The following is a 24,716-nucleotide window of genomic DNA, read 5'->3' on the forward strand; positions in this document are numbered from 1 at the left end:
TGCGATTTGCCGTTGTTTACCATAATCTAAGCCAGAGAAGCTCTCTTGCAAGACTGCGGGACTGTTTCACAAGGCAAAAGTGAAAATGAAAGATTATGTTACCTACTCTTAGCTTTAAAAGCCATGCCGATTGCAGGCTTTTTGCATGAGAGTTTCGCGTACTTGATGTTTTACCTCGGCAGATGTTACAGACACGATTTATCGTGTCGATAAGGTTTTTGGCCTCGTCACACCAGGTTCACGCCATTCCTAGGTCGGAAGACCGAGGGGAGTTACCATTTAAAGAAGTGTAACTATTGTTAGAATCCATTGCAAGCGGGTTGACAGTTGGGATTAAGGTAGCGATCGCATTCTTAACCTTTCATCCCGACTCCTGGGTGCTGCTGAGTTGGGGTAACGCTGCTGACTCGTTCATTCTCTGGATGACATCTTCAGCATCAATCAAGCGTTTTAGTACCACTTGACCAATATTCTGATTGCCTGAGTCAGTTGAGACATTGGCTGTGGGTTTGACTTCGACCATGAGAATTGCGTCTTCTACTCGATACAGCCACAGTTTTTCACCTTGCTCGAAGATGCAAAGGTTCATTTGCTGAATTTCGGGTTTGCGTCGCCAGGAGTTTTCGTTCCACAAGCCGCCGAATTCCCATACTCGACCGACAGTCCATCCATCAGAAAGGAAAAAATACTTCACGAACTTTCAACTTTCTTTATACAGGCGCTAGATTTGGAAGTTGTTCACCATTAACTACCACTTCTATCACCCAGATGTCCTGGTTATGACGAAATCTGCTCTCCTAGAGACTATAAATTAAACTTATAAGTATATTTCGTTACCCTTTCTCAGGAAACATGGCTAAAGATGCGATCGGGCTTATGTAAGCTTGAGGGGATGCAAAAGGATTCAAGGCGAAGCGAACAAAGCGTCCCTTGGCTAGGGCATCTTAGTTGATGAAGGCGATCGCACTTTATATGATTAAACAAAATATCAGAATATATAAAAAAGGTACTTTAGCTAGACAATGAGTTAATAGAATAAAAAAAGGTACAGTTTTTCCGTACCTTTAAAACTTCTTGGTGTTTGAGATTAGGCATCCAACCAACAAAAAAATTTTCTGTAGTATTAAAATTTCCCCTTGTATGTTTCTCTAGCTCTTTTTGCATCATCCTCTTTCTCTTTTCTTCTCAAATCAGATTCTATCTGAGCAAACTTTATCTGGGATTGCTCATTATCTAGAGCTTTTGAAAGGTGTTCAATTAGTTGGTGTTGCTGTTTTACCTCGGATTCCAGAATTTGAACGCGATGGAGTAGCTCGTTGACCTGCTGTTGCAGCGAAATAGAGTCCACACTTTCCATAAGTGACACCTTGCTTGATGATTATTACTATGTTAACGTTTTTATAGCTTGTAAACGCGGATTCTCTTTCTACAAACCCCTATCTCGCTATCTACAGATTCCCATTACAAGACCTTGAAGTTGAGGAATTTGGATTGCATCACGAGCAGATAAGTTGACTGTAAGATAACCATAAATATCTCCCGCCTCGTCCACCACAACGGGTGGATAAGATGCTCTAGGATTGCAAACACTTTCGTTAGAAACCTGAGAGCCATATCGCCCAACTTTATTAAAAATGCTGGTGGGTGAAACCTCACTTCCATAACGACCAATCTCGTTACTGATAGAGTCAGGATTTAACTCGTGACAGGTAAAGCAGCCAAGGAAAATATTATGATCCTGACCGCCATAAAGTAATAAATGATTACTTGCAAATGCTGGAGAAGACAGTAAAAAAGCCCATGAGGAACCCAGGGCAGCAGTCAAACTAAAAAATCCTAACCTATTCATTAGCGCACTTAATTTTATTGTTTCTGAGAACTTAATTGTGTGGGGTAGAGTAGAACCTCTAAGATACAATCTGCTCCTTTGATACTTAATTCAAGCATGAGCAAGCATTCACTACCCTCAGTATAATTACGGGCTTTTTTGATGTCATCGTCGTGGGTGCTGGACACTCCATGAAGGTGGCATCAAAAGCTACAAGTTCTCATAAACTTCATCATCATTACGCTTACCTATCCTAAACACGCGCACCTCACCCTCTTCAATAGTGTAGAGAATTCGGTACTCTCCCTGATCGACACGATAGCCGCCCGGATAACCTTCTAATTGCTTGCAGTCTTGAGGTCTAGGATTACCCTGAAGAGAAAAGACTTTTTTAGCAACCTGCTTGAACTGTTTAGCTTGTAAATCAAACAAATCTTTTTCAGCAGACTTGGCGAGTCTTAAGGCATATCTCTCACTCATCGAGCGTGCTGTTAAAGTCGAGATTTGTATTATGCAATTCGTTATAACCTACTATGACTTCTTCAAGGGTTACAAACTCTTTATTTTCAGCAATAGCACGGCGCAGCATCGAAGAATCTAAAGCATCTTCCAAAGCCTCAAAACGCTTTAAATCTGCATAGCTGATCATGGCAGCAACTGCTTGACCTTCCTGTTCAATCACAAACCTCTCTCCACGTTCGCCAACACGAGTAATGAGTTCTGAAAACGTTTCTTGAGCTTGGGCTGAGGTTAGTTCAGTCATCCTACACAACTCCTGCCAATCGTAAAATTTAGAGCAAACGCTAACATCAATGCTAACCGCTAAGATTATGTATGAGTCCCAAATGCTCAGATGCTTTCGATGACCATGCACACGCCCGTAGAATTTCAAGATGCTTTTGATGTTGTTGTAGTTGGAGCCGGACACGCCGGTTGCGAAGCTGCCCTGGCGACAGCACGATTGGGCTGTCGTACCCTGCTGCTAACCCTTAACCTGGACAAAATTGCTTGGCAACCGTGTAACCCAGCAGTAGGCGGTCCGGCGAAATCCCAGGTGACGCATGAAATCGATGCGTTGGGTGGGGAAATTGGGAAGATGGCGGATCGCACCTACCTACAAAAGCGGATTCTGAACTCGTCGCGAGGGCCTGCGGTATGGGCATTGCGGGCACAGACGGATAAGCGGGAATATGCAGCGGTGATGAAGGGGATTGTCGAGAACCAGGAAAACTTGACAATCCGCGAGAGCATGGTCACAGATTTGGTAATGGGCGCTAACGATGAAGTGATTGGCGTCGAAACTTACTTTGGCGTGGCGTTTGGGTGTAAAGCAGTCATCCTGACGACCGGGACTTTTTTGGGGGGTTGCATCTGGGTCGGGAACAAGTCGATGTCAGCGGGTCGTGCGGGGGAATTTGCCGCAGTTGGGTTGACAGAAACTTTGAATCGGCTAGGGTTTGAAACGGGACGGCTAAAGACGGGAACTCCAGCACGGGTTGATAAGCGATCGCTAGACTATACGAATTTGGAACCCCAGCCCGGTGATACGGAGGTGCGGTGGTTCAGCTTTGACCCCTCAGTTTGGGTAGAACGGGAACAGATGCCTTGCTATCTCACCCGGACGACACCGGAGACTCACCGGATTATTCGGGAAAATCTGCACTTGTCGCCAGTCTATGGCGGTTGGGTGGATGCGAAGGGGCCGCGTTATTGTCCGAGCATTGAAGATAAAATTGTGCGCTTTGCCGATAAGGAAAGCCACCAGATTTTTATTGAACCGGAAGGACGGGATATTCCAGAACTGTATATTCAAGGATTTTCGACGGGATTGCCAGAGAATTTACAGTTGCAGATGTTGCGGACTCTCCCCGGTTTAGAAAACTGTACGATGCTGCGTCCAGCTTATGCGGTGGAGTATGATTATCTACCTGCAACGCAGTGCTATCCGACACTGATGACAAAAAAGGTGGAGGGACTATTTTGTGCTGGGCAAATTAACGGCACGACCGGGTATGAAGAAGCCTCTGCTCAAGGCATTGTAGCGGGAATCAATGCAGCTCGTTTTGTCCGCAATCAAGAAATGATTGTGTTCCCGCGCGAACACAGTTATATCGGGACGCTGATGGACGATCTGTGTACCAAAGATTTGCGGGAACCTTACCGGATGCTAACTAGCCGCTCTGAGTATCGATTGTTACTGCGCTCAGATAATGCAGATCAGCGCTTGACGCCTCTGGGTCGGGAAGTCGGTTTAATTGATGACCGTCGCTGGGAGTTGTTCCAACACAAGCAAGCGAATATTGCGGCTGAGAAGGAACGGTTGTACTCAACGCGGATTAAGGAGCATGACGAGATCGGGAAGGCGATCGCGTCTGACACCCAACAAGCCATCAAAGGCTCGATTACTCTGGCTGATTTGCTACGACGCCCTGGTTTCCATTACGTTGACTTAGATCGTTACGGACTGAGCAACCCAAGTCTAGACTCCGTGGAGAAAGAAGGCGCAGAAATCGATCTCAAATACTCTGGGTATCTCCAGCGTCAGCAGCACCAAATTGACCAAGTGAGCCGTCATGCAAACCGCCAGCTACCGCCGGATCTAAATTATGCAGCGATCGAGACTCTCTCGAAGGAGTCTCGTGAAAAGTTAGCGCAAGTGCAACCGCTCACGATTGGTCAAGCAGCTCGAATTGGCGGCGTCAATCCGGCTGATATCAACGCTTTACTGGTATATCTAGAATTACGCTCTCGGCAAACCGCCTTGGTTAGCAGCCAGTCATCGTAGAGGCTTTTTTGGTACCGCCTCCTTGCCTGAGTGAGTGGTAAAAACATCAACAACTGACCGAGAGACGAGATTCGTCGCCTCTCTACCCGTTGACAATTGACAAGTGACAAAAAGCATGGTTTGCTAACTGGGTCAAGCCCAATTTAAAGACAAAATTGGCTTGGTCGCCACGGGAAAATATAAGCTAGAAGTAAGGCGTTCTTTGAACCAATCAGTCAGGGAGCATTGACAACTGATTGCCTTAGGGAATAATGTCCCACAATTAGGAATTTATTTACCGATATAAGCCCCATCAAATGTCTTAAGGCTTATCGTTGATTCAGTGTAGCCACGAGAGTGAGCAATCGATGACTCAGGATGTTAGCAATAACCAGAGGGACTCAGCACCCTTGGCAAATTCCACTTCTATCCAACCTTGGTCGGTTGACAAATATGCCGATCAATTGATGGACGACTTGTTTGCAGACATCGACCGGGTTTTGGAGGGCGGCAGCATCTCAACTCCAGAGCAGCCGCAGTCAGAGTATATCTCCTTACAACCTGTCCAAGTTTCGCAAGTCACATTGCCCCCTACCTGGGTTCCACCAGAGGAGCTGCTCCCGGAGCAACCAGACAATACACCCCGCAGTATTGTGCAAACGCCTCTGGCGCTGGATATCAGCGTGGAGGAGATTCAACCCGAAGACAACAAGGATCGTGGGGAAGGCAAATTATTTGAGAAACTCCTGCTGGGACTGGCTTTGACATCGGCGGCAGCTACATTGCTACTGTGGCTGGTGAGCCAGGGCAGGCTCAATTGGCTCTTTTCGCCCCCCGCAACGGTTACACCCGTCAGCCAAGAGGTTCAGTCTAAAGCAGATGAGCAGTTTGTGAACTATATGCAGCGATCGCTCGAAGTCATCGATCGCAAAGCTGACGCGAACAAACCCACGGGAAGTGCCGCCGCGCCCCAAGGGACTAATCTGCCGCCCGTGACAACTGTCCCCGGAAATGCGGCTGGGGCAGCAAGAGGATCGGGTGTTATGGAAAGAGTCTACATTCCCATCTATCCATCACCCCAAAGTCAGTCTGTAGTTCCACAATCTGCCCTAGGACTGCAAGGCGTTTCCCCCTTAGTCCGTCCTCCCTTGCTTCCATCACTACCAAGGCGTCCGGTACCGCCGGTGCGTCCCGCGCCCTCAGTGAGTTCGATGCTGCCAGTGCGTCCCGCACCCTCAGTGAATTTGATGCCGCCAGTGCGTCCCAAACCCCCAGTCAGTCGTCCGGCACCGTCGGTTCGTCCCTCATTGGGTTCCAAACCTCTGACACTGCCTCCGATGGCTGCCACAATGCCTCGGCTTCCCATCCCTGCCTTACCACCCCTGGCACCCCCAGCACCCCCCGCGCCCCCAGCCGCAGTACCCGCACCCAACCCAGCTCCGGCTCCTACGGCGACGCATACGCTTGTGGGAGTATTAGAATTGGGCGATCGCTCTGCTGCTCTATTTGACTTCGGCGGTGTTGCCAACCGCATCCGCGTGGGCGAAAACATTGGCTCTAGTGGATGGACTTTGGTTTCCATCTCGAATCAGGAAGCGGTTATCCGACGCAACGGAGAAGTCCGTTCTGTTTATGTTGGGCAGAAGTTTTAAATGAGTCATTAGAGATCACTCATAAGTCTATTACTAATGACTAATGACTAATGGCTGATGAGCGATCGCGCCTAATTGCTAACATAATGACAAACCTGTAGTGGGAGTTCTTGCAGTGGGTCTATTTGACGATTTCAGCCGGTTTTTAGAAACCCGATTAGAAGAATTCTTGCGGAATAATCCTCATTTGGAATTACAGGCGCTAGAGGAGCAGCTACGGGAACAAGAAGATGATGCCCTTAAGCTGATTGCAGACCTGCAACTGCAAGAGAAAAAATTACAAGATGAAATCCTCTCAACCGCCCAAGAAATTCAGCGTTGGCATGTCCGGATTGAAAAGGCAAAAGCTGCCAACAGGTTCGATTTAGCCCAGCCTGCCCAAGAGCGAGAAGCAGCTCTGCTACGTCAAGGTAATCAACTTTGGGGACAGATGCAAGGGATTAAACAGCGAAGCGAGCAAGCAAAACAGCTACAGCGTCAAATTCAAGTTCGCCGCCAGGAAGTCCATACCAAAGCTGTTCAAGCGCAAGCAGCGCGTACAAGTTCTCAAGCACAGCAGCGTGCGGAGACGGTTGGCTGGAATCAGAATTACCACCGCCCGATCAACAGTGGTCCCGATCCATTAGAGGCTAAATTTAAGCACTGGGAAGCGGACGACGAGCTTGAGCAGTTGAAGCGAAATATCGGGCGGTGAAGAGTTTTTGAGATGGGTAATGGGTAATGGGTAGAAGTGATATTAGCTCTGGTTAATTACCCGTAATAAAAGAACCCCACCCCGCGATCGCCTGCGGCTTCAGCGCTCCTCCCCGCTTGCGGGGTGGGGTTGGGGGTGGGGTTCCTAGAGATTTTTGCACTAGCGAGATTTCATATCTGCGATCGCGCCTCTGGTCACTCCAGCGATCGCTTGCTCCGTTGCCTTGGGTAAGTGATAATATTTCCCCCCTGATTGCTTTGCCAACTCCTTCGCGAAGCCAGTGGAAATAAACTTATTTTCCGTATCAATCACTAACAACTGAATCCCCAAAGCGCGAATTCTGGAAGCAATATCCAACAATTCAGCTTTAATATCGGGCTTTTCCCCTTCCTGTATCGGTTCGCCCAAAGAACGAGCTAAAGGAATATTGCCCCGTCCATCGGTAATCGCCACAATCACCACCTGACCAATATCTCCAGACATCTGAGCATTCATCCCGACGCGCACTGCCTGAGTCAAACCATGAGCCAGAGGGGAGCCGCCGCCACAAGGCAATAGCTCCAGACGCCGCCGCGCTAAGGCAATCGAACGAGTTGGAGGGAGTAGCACATCGGCTTGTTCTCCCCGGAAGGGAATTAACGCCACTTGGTCGCGGTTCTGATAGGCTTCCGTTAGCAGGCGCATCACCGCACCCTTGGCTGACTGCATCCGGTTCAGCGCCATCGAGCCAGAGGCATCGACGACGAAAACGACGAGCGCTCCGGCTTTACGGACTAAGCGCTTGGAGCGAACATCTCCCTGCTCGACGAATACCCGCCGATCTCCTCTTTGTCCTCCCTGACCCAGAGGGGATTGAGCGATCGCAGCGTCGTTTCGCTCCCGCCTTGCCTTTTGGTAGGGTGCAGCAGCTCTGAGCGTCGCGTCAACAGCAATTCGCCGCACCTTGCCTTTCGGCAACATTGGCTTGACGTAGCGCCCTCGATCTTCTGAAATGATGAGACTGCGACTGCCCGACTTGCCGTGACGTTGCGCCATCTGAGCAAAGTAAAGAACGGTGGGGTCGAGGATGACACCCTCTGGATCGAAGACAAATTCTTCCGGAATACTCGACTGATCCTCCTGGGGTTCTTCCGGTTCCTCTTCATCCTTCTCATCCGGCTCATCTTGCTCTTGCTGAGATTCATCTTGGGGCGGTGGCGGTGGGGGAGGCGGTGGAGGCGTTTCGTCTGGTGGCGTCTGCACGACTGTAGCGCGAGGCACGATCACCAATTCCACCGCACGACGCAAGTCTTCCGCCGTCACGTTAGTGCGTCCCTCTAAAGCAGCCGCAGCCTTGGCAACTCGCACCGCAAAGAGTTCGGCTCGATGTCCCTGAACTCCGCCTCGAATTGCTTCATCAACTAGATAAGCAATTTGCTCGCGGGTGATGCGAACATCCTTCAGCCATTCCCGCGCCAATACAATCTGAGTTTTGAGGTTGTCGATGTCTTCGGTGTACTGTTCTAGAAATTGTTCCGGAGATTTGGCGTAGGCGAGAGCTTGTTCTACTGCTTGCACTCGTTCATCTAAGCCGAGTACACCATCAGCGGAAAGCGCGATCGCAATTCTATCGAGCAAATGTTCTCGCAGTGGCCCTTCTTCCGGGTTGTAAGTGGCAATAAATAAAGGCTTACAAGGATGCTGAAAGCTAATCCCTTCCCGCTCAATCTGGTTGCGTCCTTCAGATAAAACGGTCAACAGTTGGTTAGCAATTTGCTCATCAAGTAGATTAATTTCGTCTACATAGAGGACGCCCCGGTGTGCTGTCGCCAGTAACCCAGGCTGAAATATCGTGTCCCCCTGTTTAACAGATTGCTCGACATCCACAGAACCCAGCAGCCGATCCTCGGTGATTCCCAAAGGAATTTGTACAAATGGAGCCGGAATCACCTGCGCGTCAATCGGAGCATCCGGCTGGGCATTCGCTTCTGCCAATAATTTGTCATCCCACTCGCTGGGAGAATCAGGATCGCAATTGCTAATCGATCCTTTGACGACTTCAATGGGGGGCAGGAGAGAGTGCAAGGCGCGTGCCATGACCGATTTAGCAGTCCCGCGACGACCCGCGATCGCTACCCCTCCCAGTCCGGGATCGATTGCTGCCAATAGCAGCGCCATTTTTATTGCTTCTTGCCCCACAACAGCAGCGAGGGGGAAGGCGGGGTTAGCTACAGATGCAGGCATAGGTTAAAAGCGATGCAAGTCCAACTTTTCAGCATAGCGCAAAGTTTGTCGCCTTCAACTAAGTCCCCTGCTTCAAATCCACCTAATTAATCTTGACATATAAGTTTTTCCAGTGTTAAATTCAACGCAGACAGTATAAACATCTTGCATTAAAAAGCGCGGAGTTTTGAATGCTGTCTCAGGTGCAGGATTTTTAGTCTCCCGCTGAGCGTCTAGTCAACCATTTGGTTGAATATTCACTCTGATGTTAGGTCAGTTCACCGACCTAACTTTCGGAAAGATGACAAAATATCTGGCTTAATGTTCAATCAAATGCTTGACTGAACGCTTGGCGGGAGCCTAAAAATCCTGCATCTGAGACTGGAACATCAAATCTTCGGTATCGCAGAACTTGATTCAATTATTTTATTTGAACAAGTTTCTGCTGACGCTAGATGCGCGATTTGTTGATGCTGTCAAATCAACGAATCATTTTGAGGTTTGATTATGCAAGCGACTCATCTAGCCACTAAGTCACAAACAGTCCAGTCAGAGTCTTTAGTATATGTTGGTTGGGATTTGCAAAACGTTAGCTTAAAACAACCCAATGAATTGCAAAAGTTTGCTAAAGAGCTACTGATTTTTTGCCGTTCAAAAGGAAATTTACATAGCCCACACGTTTACTATAATTCGCAACATAAAAACCAACTTGCTGCAAACCATATCTTAGAAAAGGTTGGTTATAAAGGTGTTAATGTTCCTATTGCCAAAAAAAATAGCGCAGATCATCAATTAATACTGGATTGCCTTAAGACGGTTGTGTCCAAACCTTCGGCGGACATATTTACCTTTGTATTAGGAGATAAGGACTATGTAGGCTTGATTTGCGTTTTGCGCTCCTTGGGCAAAAAGGTCATAATCTTTGCTAAACGAGGTAGTGAAAGTAAAAAGTTGAAAAGTATTGCTGATGAATTCTACTTTGTAGATGAACTACCTAACTTAGTTAGCAACAAGACTGTGATTCAGAAAGATGGCGTTTTGCCTTATATCAAATACGATGATGCTGTTCATTGCCTTCTTGAAGCCATCAAGGCTGCGAACAGCCAAGGTAAGTGTGCAGTATATCCTACTATTGACAAGCTGATGCGTCAAAGTCAGCGTTTTCCAAACTATAAAGGGGTTTCCACTATTCGTAAACCTGATGCAACGAAATTTCCAAACTTCAGCAAATTTGTTGCGGCTGTTGTAAAAGATGGAAAAATCAAATTGCAAAATAAGGAAATGTTGTTAGTATAGTTAAGTGGATTGCTGAAAGCTAGATAATCAAGCGATCGCTACTTATCAAAAAACTCGGTTTGAATAGAAACCGGGTTTATCCAAAAACCGCTATTGAGCGGTTTTTTCGTGTTCACCTAGTTAATAGCCATCAATGACTTGTACTGATATTTCCATGCAATTAATTTACCCAAAACCAGGAGAAATCAAAATGGAATTTCCAAATTTTCAGAATGAAAAACTCTTGCTTCATGCGCTTACACACCGTTCTTATGCCAATGAAAATCCCGGAGAGTGCGAAAACAACGAACGTCTAGAATTTTTGGGTGACGCTTTGCTAACTTTCTTAAGTGGCGAATATCTCTATCGTCGTCACCCACAAATGGGAGAAGACCAAATGACTCGTAGGCGTTCCGCGCTGGTAGATGAAAAGCAGCTAGCAAAGTTCGCTACCGAGATAAATTTAAACTTCAAAATGCGGTTAGGTCAAGGTGCCATTCGTGAGGGAGGCTACTATAATCCAAATTTACTCAGCAGTACCTTTGAAGCCGTCGTCGGCGCTTATTATCTAGATAACAATTTAGATGTTGAGAAAGTCCGCGATTTTGTAGAACCACTATTTGATTCCGTTCCGGAGGATATTGTAGTGTCTCTCTCCAAGGTGGACTCGAAAAATCGGTTTCAACAATGGGTGCAAGCAAATCCTGACCTTGGCTCAACACCACCGAAATATGTCACCAAACAAGCAGGCGGAACACCCCACGCCCCAGAGTTCATCGCCACAGTGCTTGTGGGCGATAAAGCCTACGGGGAAGGTAAAGGACGCAGCAAAAAAGATGCTGAGAAAGCTGCTGCTGAAGATGCACTGTCCAAACTGAAAAAACGAGGGCTGATGTAAGCTGGAATTCTGGAGAAACTCTAACTTTCGGGTCTTTTAACTTCTTGACAAGGCGCTGCAAACTCAAAGAAGAGTGGTAGTGCAGACTAGAAGTTAGTTATGAAGCCAAAAGATATAGTAGGACTGCTTAAAGACACATTTGCGGAGTGGCAAGAAGATAAGGCATCGCGGTTAGCGGCGGCGCTGGCGTATTACACCGTGTTTTCTTTGGCACCGCTAGTTATTATTGCGATCGCGATCGCGGCTTTGGTATTTGGACAAGAAGCCGCTGAGGGGGGAATTGTTACGCAACTTCGAGAATTGCTAGGCAAGCAGGGTGCTGAAGCTGTCCAAGAGATGATCCAAAATTCTCGCAAGGCAGAGGAAGGCACAATTGCCACTCTGATTAGCGTTGGTCTCCTCCTGTTCGGTGCCTCCGGCGTTTTTGGTCAGCTGCAAGATTCACTCAACACCATCTGGGAAGTCGCCCCCAAGCCTGGACGCGGCATCAAAGGCTTTATCAAAGACCGATTTTTGTCCTTTGCAATGGTACTGGGCATCGGCTTTTTGCTCTTAGTTTCGTTGATCTTGAGTGCCGGCTTGACATCAGTAGGCGACTATTTGGGCCACTTGATACCCGGTTTGCCCTTCCTGCAAGCCCTAAACTTTTTCATCTCCTTCGGCGTCGTGACGGTGCTGTTCGCGCTGATGTTTAGAATTTTGCCAGATGCGAAAATTGCCTGGGGTGACGTGTGGATCGGTGCCGCCATTACCTCTTTACTATTTACCATTGGTAAGTACTTACTGGGGTTGTATCTAGGCAATGGCAGTGTCGGCTCAACCTACGGCGCAGCTGGCTCATTTGTAGTGCTGCTGTTGTGGGTAAATTATTCCGCCCAGATTCTCTTTTTCGGTGCCGAATTTACTCAAGTCTACGCCAACAAGTACGGCTCTCGAATTGTCCCCTCTAAGAATGCCGTACCCCTTAGTGAAGAAGCGAGGGCAAAGCAGGGAATACCGCGCACTGACGACATCAAAGCCGCTGCCGCACAAGACCAAGGCGATCGCTCCTCTGGAACCTCTACCAGCACCATACAACGGGTAGATCCGCCAAAGTCCAGACACCCGATGGTAACAGTCCTCGCCTTAATGATTGGCGTTTACCAAGGCTTTGCATCTCTAGTGGGAGCCAAGGGGAAGAAGAACAAACAAAAATGATGTATTCTGAGGAACTTTGCAGAGATTTATTAGGTGAGTTTTCTTAGGGCGCAGAGGCTCTCAATATATGTTTTGGTTTGTTACAAGTTTCTCATAAGTATTGACTTTCTTAGGCAAGATAGCAGTAAAGGCAGAAACAACTTTAGCTTGTGCCTTGTCCACCCCTTACGGAAATGGTAACGGAAGATGCAAAAGGCTAGCCTTCCGTTCTTTGCAATATAGATTTTTTTATACTTGTGGCAGTCCTTTTAGCCCTTGCATTTACTGACGCTGACCTTTAGGGTAAAGTCTTAATGTACGAAAAGCGAGGTTTTTGCGCTCTAGAAGACAATTCGATTTACTGGTTCGCCGCCATGAACCACTTCTCCCTTGCCTAAAAAGCAAGAAGATAAGACAACAATAAGTCTTTTTAATAAAGGATTAAATTTATGAGTTCTCCGGAAGAAAATCACATCAATTATATAGAATTGGAATCCGCTCAAACAAATCCAATTCAGTCTAGAAATAATTCCTCGCTTCCCAGCGTAAATGGGACAGAAAGTGGAAATCTCGATAAAGTCAGAGATATTCTTTTTGGGAATCAGACGCGGGAATATGAAAAAAGGTTTGCTCGTTTGGAAGAACGTTTAGTGAAAGAATCCACTAACTTACGCGATGACACGAGAAAACGTTTAGATAATATTGAAAACTACCTCCGAAAAGAACTTGAATCTATAACTGACCGATTAAAAACTGAGCAATCAGAACGAGACGAATCAGTAAAAGGGCTTTCTCAGGAATTAAAAAACTTGATTGGTTCTTTGGAAAAGAAGCTCGCGCAACTGGATGAACAAACTACAACGAAAGAGCGAGAGTTACGTCAGCAGATTTTAGAGCAATCTAAAAATTTGGACGATGAGATTAGGCAAAAATATGAAGAACTTTTGGCTGCGCTTGAACGAGAAGCCCAAGAACTTCGTAAGGATAAAACAGACCGTTCAACTCTAGCATCTCTGTTTGCAGAACTAGCGATGAGACTGAACACTCAACCGGGAATTTCTGGAAATGAATAATTTTTCTACAGAAGGGATTTTTAAGGGGGGAATCCAAAATTATCCGTCCATTGACTACTAAATCGCTCTAGCTCCCTCATCTAATGTCGGCATAATAATTTAGTTGTGAATAGGGGGATTTGAGCAATGGCTGACTCTTCTACCCATGATTTATCTAGCAATACTCCAGAAAATAATCTTTCTACGAACGAGGATCTCTCAGAACTTCGGAGTTTGCTTCTTGGTTTTGAGCAAAGCGAACTTGATAAACTGCATGAGCGACTAAATAATCCCAATATTCATGCAGAGGATGTCAGCCAACTGCTTCCAGAGGCGATTATCCTACGGACAATGCGAGATAAGCAGCTAAGCGAAGCAATCGTGCCAACGGTTGAAGAAGCGATTCATTTATCGGTCAAAAAAGACCTGAATATCCTGTCAGAGGCGATTTTCCCCGTAATCGGCCCCGCCACGCGCAAAGCGATCGCTACAGCTCTGGAAACTACAGTCCAGTCCCTCAATCAAACTGTTGAACACAGCTTGTCTCCACAAGGCTTTAAGTGGAGATTGGAAGCTTTACAGACAGGAAAATCATTTGCCGAAGTTGTTCTTCTCCGCACTCTTCTCTATCGAGTTGAACAAGTTTTTTTGATTCATAAAAAAACTGGATTGTTACTTCAGCACGTAGTAGCGCCAAACGTAGCCGCTCAGGATGCAGACTTAGTTTCAGCGATGTTAACAGCGATCCGGGATTTTGTCCAAGACTCTTTTAGCGTACAAACCGGCGATTCCCTAGAAACGTTGCAGTTTGGCGAACTCACTATCTGGATTGAACCTGGTCCGCAGGCAATATTAGCAGGGATTATCCGGGGAAATGCACCCAAAGAATTTAAGTTAGTTTTCCAAGAAGTAATAGAAAAAATTCACCTCAAATACGACCAAAAATTTAATTCGTTTGAGGGAGATACTGCTCCCTTTGAAGGCAGCACGCTTTATCTTGAAGATTGCTTTCAGGCCCAGTATCAACCCAAAAAGACAAAACCTTCTCCTGTTCTATGGATTTTATTAAGCTCTATATTAATAGCTTTGGGTAGCTGGTTCTTTTTTGACTTCACAGAGAAACAGCGATGGACAGCGTATTTGGAAAAATTAAATGCCCAGCCAGGAATGACCGTAGTTACTTCCGAGAAACGTCGGGGAAAATATTTTATTTCCGGAATTCGAGATCCTTTGGCGGCAGATCCAATCAAGATCATGAAAGAATCAAATATTAATCCCAAAATAGTTATTAGCCGCTGGGAGCCTTACTTATCTTTTTATCCAAAATTTACTGAAATTAGAGCGAAAGACTTGCTTCAACCTCCGGCAACTGTATCTTTAATCGTTGATGCAAAGGGCACTCTTCGTGCTGAAGGTTCTGCTCCTTATCAATGGATTATTGAAACCAGAAAACTGGTGCGAGCAATTCCCGGAATTAATAAATTTGACGAAAAAAACCTTATTGAGATGGAACTTAAAGAACTTGAGCTTAGTGAAAACAAGATCGAAAAGCAGTTACTCTTTTTTACAGAGGGAAGTACACAACTCGAACCTGACCAGGAGATCATGATAGAGAACCTTATAAAAGAAGTTAAAAAACTTACAAATGCCGCGCCTTATTTAGGTAAAAATGTCCAAATTGAAATTTTAGGACACGCTAACAAAATAGGCTCAGAGCAGAGAAATATGATCCTAAGCCAAGGGCGTGCCGATGCCATCCTTTCTACTCTAGTTTCGCAAGGAATAAAGAAAACCAATCTTTCTGCGGTGGGTGTAGGCACAAAAGAAATTTTGGATAAAGAAACGACCCAACAGGATCGATCATTGAATCGCAGCGTCTCTTTCAAGGTAAAAATAACTGATACCTCCGGCAGAGAAATAACTCAGTAATGATCCAGAAAAAAATGTGTATGGTGGGTGCATTCGCCACCGGAAAAACGAGTTTAGTCTCACGTTTTGTTAAAAGTATTTACTCTGATACTTATCAAACAACTGTTGGAGTAAAAATTGATAAAAAATCACTCAATATTGGAGGGAAAGAATTAAATCTCATTCTTTGGGATCTTTATGGAGAAGACGAATTTCAAAAAGTTCGGATGTCCTACCTGCGGGGTTCGTCAGGCTATTTCCTGGTAGCTGATGGAACCCGCCGTACTACCTTAGATAAAGCTTTTACACTTCAAAAAAGAGTAGAAGATACGATTGGCACCCTTCCCTTCATTTTGGTACTCAACAAATGGGATTTGACGGAGGAATGGGATATTGATGATACGGCAATGGACGAAATAGTAGAAAGAGGTTGGCTAGTCGTTAAAAGCAGCGCAAAAACAGGTTTAGGTGTAGAAGAAGCTTTTCTAACGCTTGCGAAGAAAATGATAGAGGCATAGATGCTTGACCTCCCTTCGCCAATTCTGAATTATATTCACACTTTGGCTGTTGAAAATCGTTCTCCAGCCTATCTCCTGGTAGAAAAAGATGGTCGCTTGTCAGATTGGGGTGGGAAACTGGAAGCCTATGGAGTGAATGATTTGCAAAAAGGAGAATATATCGGGAAACAATTCTTTTTTCTAGAAGGTCTTTTTCCCCTGAACGGTTCTCCTATCTGTATCTCTTGCATGAAAACGGAATATGGACTTTCCGCAGATGTCCATCTTGTACCTGGAGAAGAGAGAGACTGGGTATTGCTATTAGATGCAACTTTGGAAGAAAGCCAGCACCGTCTGATGCAACAACAAGGAAACGAATTGAACCTTTTGCGAGAGGAACACTGGAAAATATTAAATCAATATTTTGGAAACGACATTACCCAATTGCCACAAGCAGTTCTAACCTTTCAAGACAGAGGAGAACGACGGGATGTTACTATTCTTTCCATCCATATTTGTGGACTCACTTCTTACAGTGAAAATAACCCTCCCGAAGTGGTTTTTAAAACATTAAATTTATGTATCCCTATTATGATACAGATACTTATTGATGAAGCTGGGATAGTCAATAAAATAACTGGAGATGTAATAACGGCTTTCTTCGGGGTTATTGCCTCAACGGGATGTCCTAAAAATCAGGCAATAAAAGCTGCACGAGACATAATTGAGGCCATTGCAGAGATAGGTGAAGCGAGGAAAGGCGAGCTTGGTTTAACTCTCGAAATCGCTATTGGTATCGCTTCGGGGCCCGTTACTTTCGGTATTTTGGGTAGCAAAGGTAGCAGAATGTTCACTGCTATTGGCTACTATGTTAATTTAGCAGCTTGCTTGGGAAGTCAGGCACGTCCCAGCGAGATTCTCATCGACGAAAATACATTTCAAGAGCTTGATGAGATGAAAAAATATTTTTTAGAAAATTTCCTTCTATTGAAAGGAATTGTTGAACCTATACGAACTTATTCTTGCCTGGTAAAATAATGAAAGAATCTATTACAAACGAGCTTTTTGCCGCCCTGAATATTGTAATTTTAGAACGCCTGGATAATGGATTTTTTACAATAGTTGGGACGATGCCGGATTGGTTTAATAATTTCCATGTAAATACTACGCAGGAACCGGATAGATTAAATTTGGGTCAGCAATTTCCTTTTCTAGACAATTTTCTCATTGATGCTGAAGATTTCTGGGCGACAAAGGGTACAGAACCTCTAAGATCGGGGCTTTGGACAGAGATAAATGTATTGGGAAACGAATGCCATCTAGAGGCATCAGCCGTTTGTCTGGAAGATAAGAAAATACTCTTGATTGAGTGTTTGGGATTTGCTTATGAAGAAAAACGGTCTCTGATCCAGAAAGCTAGACAAAATAATCTAACTTATCAACATCTTATTAAAGAAATACAAAAAAAAGAAATTTTACTTCACTGCTTTGTACACGACATAGCAGGACAACTAACGGGACTTAACTGCTGCTTTGCACTTCTTGCTTTAGACAATTTGACACCAAAAGGCAGAGAACGCCTAGAAATTGGGAGGAAGCAATGTACCAAGCAAGAGATGTTGATTCAGGAAATATTGAAGGCATTTTCTGCCGAGGTAAAATCACTAGAGGCTTTTTCACTCGATCCTGCTCACGCTCCAGATGCAATGATTTGTGCAATGGAAGTGGTAGATGCTTTATTACCAACTTTTACATTCCATAAAATGCAGTTGCAATTGGCTGCTGACATTAATAGATCGAAAGATTGGAAGGTAGTTGGGGAAAACTCGCGTTTGGAGAGAGTTCTTTTTAACTTAGTAGAAAATGCTCTTAGACATAGTCCATCTGGTTCTACTGTGACAGTTAATCTCCAAGAAGATGGAGAATTTATTTTGGTGAGTGTGGACGATGAGGGTTTTGGTGTACCGCTGGAGTTTTCAAAAAATTTGTTTCAAAAATTTTCTCAAGGTACAGAGAAAGCTGGCAAAGCTGGTTTAGGACTTTATTTTTGTCGGATTACGGTTGAACGCTGGGGTGGCAGTATTGGTTATTCAACCCGTAGTGAACGAGGTTCCCGATTTTGGTTTCGGCTTCCTAGACCCATTGTGCAATCATAGACTTGGATTTTAACTATCTACAAAATTTTTCGGGCGGAGAAGTTGGATGGTTCATTGCTATGAACCACGAACTATCAAAAGCCTACGTTGATTGACACGTACCTACGTAGTATTGGTTATGGTAAAAAGCGATCGCTCTTAGTTTTTTGCACTCAAAGTGATTTCAATCTGGCAGCAATATCGTAAAATCTGAGTGAGCTCGTGCGGGAGAAAGCGTAAAATGGACAGTCGAGTGTACGAATTTGACCAGACGCAGAACCAGCTGATTCGGGATCTTGCTCAGAAAATGCGCTTTGTTAGCTACTTTCTGATCGCTTTAGGGGTGCTTCTGGTTATAGATGGGATTGTCAGTATCGCAAAAGGTGAAATTGGCGGCATTATCACTGGCGTTGTTCAAATCTTCATTGGTTTATGGACAAGTAAAGCAGCCTCTTCTTTCCAGCTTATTGTCGATACTCAGGGAAGCGATATGGAAAATTTGATTGGTGCCCTTGGGGAACTTAGAAAACTTTATACACTCCAATACTGGTTGATATTGATAGCGGTCTTCTTTGTTGCTGTTGCACTAATTATGACAGTGATTTTTGGAACATTCCAAGTCACTCGATGACAGACGGTTGAGCGTTTCTTGGGATGGGAAATAAGTTCAGAAATAGGCAATATATCGCTTTTTACACCTATTTTTGAATTTTTAATTCTTAATTCCTCGCTCGCCATAGCGCAGTAGCCTTTCCAAAGTTGCCAAACGGTTATCCCAAACTTGAATTTGGTAGGGCTGCTCTATACCTTCCCGTTTCATCCATTGATTGAACTGAAATTTAAAAGCCTGGAGTGAAATTTTCGCCTTTGCCAGGTTATTTGCAGAAGGATTCGCAGCCAGCTGATTCAGCGTATTTGAGAGAGCCTCTGATTGTTTGCGCCACTCCGAGAGTGCTGGTTCTTTAATCCCAAACTGGTTAGTTTCTAAAAGAAAATCCCATTCTTTTTGAAGTGCCGCGTAACGAGTCGTAGCGGCTAGGAAAGGTTGGCGATAAGGCAGCGGTTCTGTGGATGATTTTATTTCCCTCCCCTGAGTGCGGCGGAAGATTCCTTGCAGATTTTCGTTGAGATTTTCGGCGGCAAATAGAGCGTAACCGCTGGCAGGAAAATTCCGCAGTGCTTGTATTTGATCGATTGCCACAACATCTGGCAGATTCAGTAAACGAATCGAGGGCAAAACGAGAGTTGAACCCAGTAGAGCCTGAGTAAGCAAAGGCTGTGCCAAACTCTGGAGTTTGTTAGTATCTAAAGCGTAAGTCATCGGCACCAGCAAATCTACATCTCCGCGCTGCGCCCAGACTTCCCAATGTTGTTGTAGTTTTTGCAAGCGCTCAGTTTCAGGAAAAGGAAACACTGCCGCTGACACAATCAGGTTCGGTTTTAAGGCGCGTAGGCTTCTCGATGCATCTGCTACAAAACTGTTGATGGCATTAGTGCGAAATTGCGTCCACTTTTGCCATAGATTGCGGTCTTTCGGCGAAATCTTTGCCGGATCGACCCCGTGTAACTGCTGAAATTGCTGACGGGCCGCTGTACCGTAGCCAAAAGCATAACCCGCACGGGGATTTTGAAAAGGATAGCGAATGTAATCGAACTGAATGCCATCCACTTGATAGTTTGTGGCAATTTCCCCCAACATCTGTATTAAGTAGCGCCGTACCTCCGGATTCGCCGGATCGAGAAACGTTTTTCCCGAACCCAAGTGGAATAAACGCCCCCGGTTATCGTAGCCTGCCCAGGTGGGATGCAGATCGAGCACCGGGCCGGGATACTCTTTCGGAAGCTTGACTAAGGTGTTATGACGCTGGTTGCCGACGGCGAAAATCCACACCCAGGCGTGCAACTCCATGCCGCGCTCATGAGCGAGTTTGACTGCGCTAGCTAGGGGGTCCCAGCCGCGTACCAAGGGATTCTGAATCTGAGCGACGCGACTGGGATAAATGGGATATCCCGCATTGACTGTTTCAAAAAAGACCGTGTTAAACCCTGACGCTGCTAGTCGGTCGAAAATTTTTGCTAATTTTTGCTCCGAACCAGCGCTGACAATGGTACCCCGATCTAACCACATCGCCCGAATTTCTGACTGTCCTTGGGGTCGGTCGGTGGGATAGTTGTCCCAGAGAGTTCGTCGCGCCTGGAGCCATTGCTGTCGGGCAGCGCTGTAGTCTTTTTGGTCAACTAGCTGAAGAAATTTTTGCAACCCTGTCCGGGCAGTTTTGAGTGCTGATTCCTGATTAGAGCGTGAAGAAGTTTGAGCGATGAGCTTGGTTTGGGTTGAGGAATTATTTCCGTTTGCCGTTCCCACCTTGTTCGTGGCGTTGGCAGTTAACATTGCACTCTCAAAGCGTCCGATGAGCGCTTCCAACTCCTGGCGCATGGTGGTTGCTTGTCCGCCTGTGATGAGCTGGGAGCTTGGCTTTACTTCGAGTCCAGGTGGAGCCACTAAACCATCGGCGTTGGCGTCTGCGGCTTGGGTTGCTGGGGCAGGAGGGAAAAGGATAGGGGTTCCCGATTGGGTGCGGGAAGTGGCAGGCGTCCGACTTGCCGCAGTCCCTGGAGAAACGGAATTCGTTGAATTTGGCTGCCCGTTTGGCGGGCGTGGTGTGGCAGCCGCAGTGGTTCCGGCTGGGGAGGAACACTGCTGGGCCGCATTGGTTGGTGCATTTTTGGCTGTTCTCACTCCCCCGTAGCGGTTCAGGGATGCCCGCAACCATGCGCTATCCAGGTTTGGGCTAGAGGCAGTATCGACGCCCCAACGCCAGCCCAGAAAGACTGAGCGGTCGGTGGTTACGACCGCCGGTGGATTCTCAACCGACTTCCAGACAGCAGCGGTTTGACTGGTCAATCCGGCGGGAATGATTACACCCCCCTGGGCGGTTCCAGCAAGTCCGTTCTGTTGCACCCAACCCTGATTTTTAGCGGGTGCGGGTGCCAAGGTGGAGGGGCTTTGTAAACCGAATCCCCAGTAAGCGCCAAAGAGCGATCGCAATTGCGATCGCACGTTCGCTTGGGAAAGAGTGCCTAAAGGCCCCGTGGCGATCGCTCGCCCGCCTTTACCCATCCATTCTTGGATTGCTTGTACCTGTACGGCACTGAGGGTTTCAACATTCGGTAAAAATAAAACCTGCGTCCCTGCTAAATCTGCCGCCTGCCGGACTTGTTGTAAATCCACCACACAGTAGGCAACACCACTTAGTCCCAGGCGGGTTGTAATCCCCTCCCATTGGTTAGCATTGTCCTGAGTTTTCACCACTCCCAGTACACCCGGTGCAGCACTGGCAGGAAAAGAACTAAAAAATAAACAGGAAAAATTTACAACTAAAAATACCCAATTCCAAGCCTGAGATTTTTCCTTTCCCTGGCATTCCCGCTTCAAACCAAAACCACTCCTCAACACAAGCTGCTCCTGAAATAGCTGTTAGCGATTAGCTTTTCATCCTTAGCCATCAGTTATCAGTCATTAGCCACAAACTAACGACTCATGACGAATCACCAATGACTTCTTTTAACAGCCAAGGGCTAATCGCTCATTCTAAGCAACGACCTCAGTTAGTCGCAACAAACTAATGACGAATGGCTAAGGACAAATCACAATGACCTTTTGACAGCGAACCGCTGGTTCTAAGCAACGACCTCGTTAACTGGAAAGCGGTCAATTAGATGAATTGCCCGATAGGCATTGCGCTGTAACGAATCTGAAATGTGAGGCACATGAGGAATTTGAGATAAGAAATCCACCGTCCGTCGCAATACTCGGACGACATCCCCTTCATCTAAGCTGGTGTTAGAGCAGAGTTGATCCCATTGAACCCCTAACGCCCACTGTTCCACCAAACCTGTTAAGTCATATTCCATCCAGACTGGTAGCGCTACGCGATACCGCCGCTGTAGTTGGAAGAGGTTGCGCCGCAAGCCCCGCAAACCTCCCAAAGCTTCGTCCATCTCAGCCGGTGCATCGTAGTGCGTCCAGCTATCCGGTCGCATCGTTTCGGTCACAAAGGAGGCACAAGCAGCGGCTAAGTGGTGGGGATCTAACTCGTCGAGTTTACCCGACATCAGGGCTAAAGCCATCCACAGCTCGTTGTCACCCCGAATCGCAGCAGCGGCTTCTCCTAGGGGTGTCGGCATCACGCCCTCTAGACCACCCATGCGTTGCAAAATTTCAATCAAGTCCATAAATTCTTCCCAGTGGCGTGCCAGGCTGTCTTGGAACAAGCTCTGAAGCTGGGAAATTTGGTCTAGTAATCCCTCTCGGCGCTGCTGGCGCTTGAGGAGGGCGGCGGGATTGCCCCATTGATGGGCAGGGTGATTTTGCAGTTGCGCTTCCACTGCGGCTACTTGCTGCTGTTGCGCGACCACTTCTGGGGCGGTATCTTCTTCGAGATCCGCGTCCGGACGACCGCAAGCGTCGTTCCGACAAGCCCAGCCAATTTGACGGGCAATGACCTCTGTGGATTCGGTGCCCTTCTTGCAATGACCGGGTTTTATCGGCATTTCCGGCGGGGGCTGTACGGATTTAACATTGGACACGCGGGGTAATTGGCTGCAAGCGACGACATCGGCAGCGGTGACTACATACCAGCGGTTATCTGCACCTAAGCAAATTAGGTAGGGCGATTGACCGGAACCGCGTGTCTTGGTGACTAAGACAGCGGGTACAGGAGAAGACACCGGAATGTGTTTCCCTTTTAAACTCAGCAGCGTACCGGGTTCTACAGAAGCGATCGCCATCGCAATTTCCCGCGATCGCTCGGCTTCGGCTTGGGTTTGTAAAATTTTCAGTAATCGGCGTTCTTCTCTAAGACGTTCCTGAAGCTTTTCATACTGTTGCAAGCTCTTATCGTCTACTGATGCCAGATCCGCTTCGATTTTTGCCAGTTCCTCGGATAAGTCAGCGATCGCTTTCCGAGTGGGTTCGAGATGCACGGTTGCCAAATACTGCCCGAAGCTGCGTTCTACTAATTCTCTCGCTTCTTCCAGACTATGAGTTTGCAGCAAGTTCAAAACCATGCCGTAGCTGGGGGTAAACTGGCTCACCAATGGGTCAGGCCCGTTGGTTGCCAAATAAGCCGCTTCCTTTGAGCCTTCAAAAGGCGTCTGCAAGGTCACTACATGACCCGTGGTGTCCATCCCCCGACGTCCGGCACGACCCGACATTTGCATAAATTCGCTGGGCGTCAGCAGTCGGTGTCCCCGGTCGGTGCGTTTGGAAAGGCTAGAAACTACGGTTGTTCGCGCAGGCATATTAATCCCCGCAGCCAGGGTTTCGGTGGCAAATACGACTTTTACCAAGCCCTCCTGGAACAATTCTTCGACCAGACCTTTCCATGCTGGTAAAATTCCGGCGTGGTGAGAGGAAATCCCGCGCAGCAACGGTTCAACCCCGCCGCTACGGGCTGCTTCTGGATTGTGGGCTAAAAATGCTTCAACTTTCTGTTTTAAAATTTTTGCTTCTTGTTCGTTTACCAGCGTCACTTCCCGCAATTCATCCACCGCCTTGTCACAACCCCGGCGGCTGAAGATAAAGTAAATCGCTGGCAGCATATCCCGTTTCCACAGATGGCTCAGGACATAAACTAAACTTGGGCTATCTTGCTTTTTGCCTTTTTCTTTAGTTTGCGGGCGCTTGGGCTTGAGTCGCGGATTTATTTTTTTTTGCGAGTCATCAAGGAGGGGAAACAGTCCTTTGGGATTGCAGAAATGAAACTGCAAGGGAACGGGACGAAAATCGGAGTAGATGAGCTTGGTGGGGCCATGAACCCGATTTAACCAGTCGGTGAGTTGATCGCTGTTGGCGACCGTTGCCGAAAGCGCCACCAACTGTATTTCGTGGGGACAATAAATAATGGATTCTTCCCAAACCGTGCCCCGCTGTCGGTCGTTCATATAGTGGCATTCATCCAACACCACGGCTTCTACACCCGTGAGGGAGGTGCCGACTTCGCCGATGCGGGTGCCATAGAGCATATTCCGGAAAATTTCCGTGGTCATCACTAAGACTGGAGCATCCCGGTTGATGGACGTATCGCCGGTCAATAACCCTACCCGGTCAGCCCCAAAGCGATCGCGGAAGTCCCGTAATTTCTGATTTGATAGCGCTTTCAGGGGTGTAGTGTAAAATACCCGCTTGCCGCGACTCAGGGCGCGGTAAATGGCGTATTCCCCAATCAGCGTTTTTCCCGACCCGGTAGGGGCACACACAACGACCGAGCAATCGGCATTTAACGCAGCGATCGCTTCCTGCTGAAACCGATCCAGTTCAAAGGGAAATAAGGTCTTGAGGTCTAGCTCTGGTATGGTAGTGGGCACGGTACGGTCAAATAGTTCCATTAAAAAATTGCAAACAGAATTCAGCTAAATCTCGCCATCAACTGTCTTCTTGTGCTTCCTTTAATTCTAAAGGACTTCCCAGGAATAAATTATCTTAACAATGGCTCTAGGGACGCGGTATTCAATGGCTCCCAACGATGGCACATCGCTATTTTTTTAGGGAATTCCTTTTAGTGCAAATTAGCACCCAATCGGCGGGATGCACCAGATTATCGACTTATCGATTTCGATCATGACGCTTGCCC

Annotated in this window: 20 protein-coding genes; 12 read left to right on the forward strand and 8 right to left on the reverse strand. The window is 46.8% G+C overall.

Annotation, left to right across the window (positions count from 1 at the left end):
* Positions 1-361 precede the first annotated feature (361 nt).
* The 5 genes from NDI44_RS17840 to NDI44_RS17860 form a co-directional block, all read right to left on the reverse strand.
* Entirely contained in the window at positions 362-694 is a 333-nt protein-coding gene (locus NDI44_RS17840; protein WP_190411296.1) for a hypothetical protein, read from the reverse strand.
* Positions 695-1,123: 429 nt separating this feature from the next.
* Entirely contained in the window at positions 1,124-1,357 is a 234-nt protein-coding gene (locus tag NDI44_RS17845) for a hypothetical protein (RefSeq protein ID WP_190411297.1), read from the reverse strand.
* Between the two features lie 87 nt (positions 1,358-1,444).
* Positions 1,445-1,849 (reverse strand): hypothetical protein, encoded by a 405-nt coding sequence (locus NDI44_RS17850; protein ID WP_348235302.1) that lies wholly within the window; start codon positions 1,847-1,849, stop codon positions 1,445-1,447.
* 189 nt (positions 1,850-2,038) lie between these two features.
* The gene (locus NDI44_RS17855; RefSeq protein WP_190411299.1) at positions 2,039-2,308 is read right to left on the reverse strand and encodes a type II toxin-antitoxin system RelE/ParE family toxin; all 270 of its coding nucleotides are present in this window, start codon (positions 2,306-2,308) and stop codon (positions 2,039-2,041) included.
* A complete protein-coding gene (locus NDI44_RS17860) occupies positions 2,301-2,591 on the reverse strand; it encodes a type II toxin-antitoxin system Phd/YefM family antitoxin (protein ID WP_190411300.1) in 291 nt (96 codons plus the stop codon). The genes NDI44_RS17855 and NDI44_RS17860 overlap by 8 nt, the downstream gene beginning before the upstream one ends.
* A gap of 99 nt (positions 2,592-2,690) precedes the next feature.
* Here NDI44_RS17860 and mnmG point away from each other — a divergent pair, with 99 nt between their 5' ends.
* The 3 genes from mnmG to NDI44_RS17875 all read left to right on the forward strand — a co-directional run bounded on the left by mnmG (position 2,691) and on the right by NDI44_RS17875 (position 6,938).
* Positions 2,691-4,613 (forward strand): tRNA uridine-5-carboxymethylaminomethyl(34) synthesis enzyme MnmG, encoded by a 1,923-nt coding sequence (mnmG, locus tag NDI44_RS17865; protein ID WP_190411301.1) that lies wholly within the window; start codon positions 2,691-2,693, stop codon positions 4,611-4,613.
* Between the two features lie 347 nt (positions 4,614-4,960).
* A complete protein-coding gene (locus NDI44_RS17870; RefSeq protein WP_190411302.1) occupies positions 4,961-6,244 on the forward strand; it encodes a hypothetical protein in 1,284 nt (427 codons plus the stop codon).
* A 115-nt stretch (positions 6,245-6,359) separates the two neighbouring features.
* The gene (locus NDI44_RS17875) at positions 6,360-6,938 is read left to right on the forward strand and encodes a TIGR04376 family protein (RefSeq protein WP_190411353.1); all 579 of its coding nucleotides are present in this window, start codon (positions 6,360-6,362) and stop codon (positions 6,936-6,938) included.
* A gap of 159 nt (positions 6,939-7,097) precedes the next feature.
* Here the strand turns inward: NDI44_RS17875 and bchD are convergent, their stop codons facing one another.
* Positions 7,098-9,161: a magnesium chelatase ATPase subunit D gene (bchD, locus tag NDI44_RS17880; protein ID WP_190411303.1), complete on the reverse strand. Its 2,064-nt coding sequence runs from the start codon at positions 9,159-9,161 to the stop codon at positions 7,098-7,100.
* Positions 9,162-9,647: 486 nt separating this feature from the next.
* Here bchD and NDI44_RS17885 point away from each other — a divergent pair, with 486 nt between their 5' ends.
* The 9 genes from NDI44_RS17885 (at position 9,648) to NDI44_RS17925 (ending at position 18,712) form a co-directional block, all read left to right on the forward strand.
* Positions 9,648-10,436 carry an NYN domain-containing protein gene (locus tag NDI44_RS17885; RefSeq protein WP_190411304.1) on the forward strand — a complete coding sequence of 263 codons (789 nt, stop codon included), beginning with the start codon at positions 9,648-9,650 and terminating at the stop codon, positions 10,434-10,436.
* 190 nt (positions 10,437-10,626) lie between these two features.
* The gene (rnc, locus tag NDI44_RS17890; RefSeq protein WP_190411305.1) at positions 10,627-11,313 is read left to right on the forward strand and encodes a ribonuclease III; all 687 of its coding nucleotides are present in this window, start codon (positions 10,627-10,629) and stop codon (positions 11,311-11,313) included.
* Between the two features lie 99 nt (positions 11,314-11,412).
* Positions 11,413-12,510: a YihY/virulence factor BrkB family protein gene (locus tag NDI44_RS17895; protein ID WP_190411306.1), complete on the forward strand. Its 1,098-nt coding sequence runs from the start codon at positions 11,413-11,415 to the stop codon at positions 12,508-12,510.
* A gap of 614 nt (positions 12,511-13,124) precedes the next feature.
* Positions 13,125-13,562, forward strand: coding sequence for an OmpH family outer membrane protein (locus NDI44_RS17900; protein ID WP_348235303.1), 438 nt, complete (start codon positions 13,125-13,127; stop codon positions 13,560-13,562).
* A gap of 213 nt (positions 13,563-13,775) precedes the next feature.
* Positions 13,776-15,470, forward strand: a complete 1,695-nt coding sequence (locus tag NDI44_RS17905; RefSeq protein ID WP_199304761.1) for an OmpA family protein — start codon at positions 13,776-13,778, stop codon at positions 15,468-15,470.
* Positions 15,470-15,967, forward strand: a complete 498-nt coding sequence (locus NDI44_RS17910; RefSeq protein WP_190411309.1) for a Rab family GTPase — start codon at positions 15,470-15,472, stop codon at positions 15,965-15,967. The genes NDI44_RS17905 and NDI44_RS17910 overlap by 1 nt, the downstream gene beginning before the upstream one ends.
* Positions 15,968-16,984 (forward strand): adenylate/guanylate cyclase domain-containing protein, encoded by a 1,017-nt coding sequence (locus NDI44_RS17915; protein WP_190411310.1) that lies wholly within the window; start codon positions 15,968-15,970, stop codon positions 16,982-16,984.
* Positions 16,984-18,102: a HAMP domain-containing sensor histidine kinase gene (locus NDI44_RS17920; RefSeq protein ID WP_190411311.1), complete on the forward strand. Its 1,119-nt coding sequence runs from the start codon at positions 16,984-16,986 to the stop codon at positions 18,100-18,102. Before NDI44_RS17915 ends, NDI44_RS17920 begins: the two co-directional genes overlap by 1 nt.
* A gap of 220 nt (positions 18,103-18,322) precedes the next feature.
* Positions 18,323-18,712: a hypothetical protein gene (locus NDI44_RS17925; RefSeq protein ID WP_190411312.1), complete on the forward strand. Its 390-nt coding sequence runs from the start codon at positions 18,323-18,325 to the stop codon at positions 18,710-18,712.
* A gap of 81 nt (positions 18,713-18,793) precedes the next feature.
* Here the strand turns inward: NDI44_RS17925 and NDI44_RS17930 are convergent, their stop codons facing one another.
* Positions 18,794-21,535 (reverse strand): family 10 glycosylhydrolase, encoded by a 2,742-nt coding sequence (locus NDI44_RS17930; RefSeq protein ID WP_199304762.1) that lies wholly within the window; start codon positions 21,533-21,535, stop codon positions 18,794-18,796.
* A 227-nt stretch (positions 21,536-21,762) separates the two neighbouring features.
* Positions 21,763-24,471 carry an RNA helicase gene (locus NDI44_RS17935; RefSeq protein ID WP_190411313.1) on the reverse strand — a complete coding sequence of 903 codons (2,709 nt, stop codon included), beginning with the start codon at positions 24,469-24,471 and terminating at the stop codon, positions 21,763-21,765.
* Between the last annotated feature and the right edge of the window lie 245 nt (positions 24,472-24,716).

Origin of the sequence: Trichocoleus sp. DQ-A3 (assembly GCF_039961975.1) — a bacterium.
Taxonomy (GTDB): domain Bacteria; phylum Cyanobacteriota; class Cyanobacteriia; order Cyanobacteriales; family FACHB-T130; genus FACHB-T130.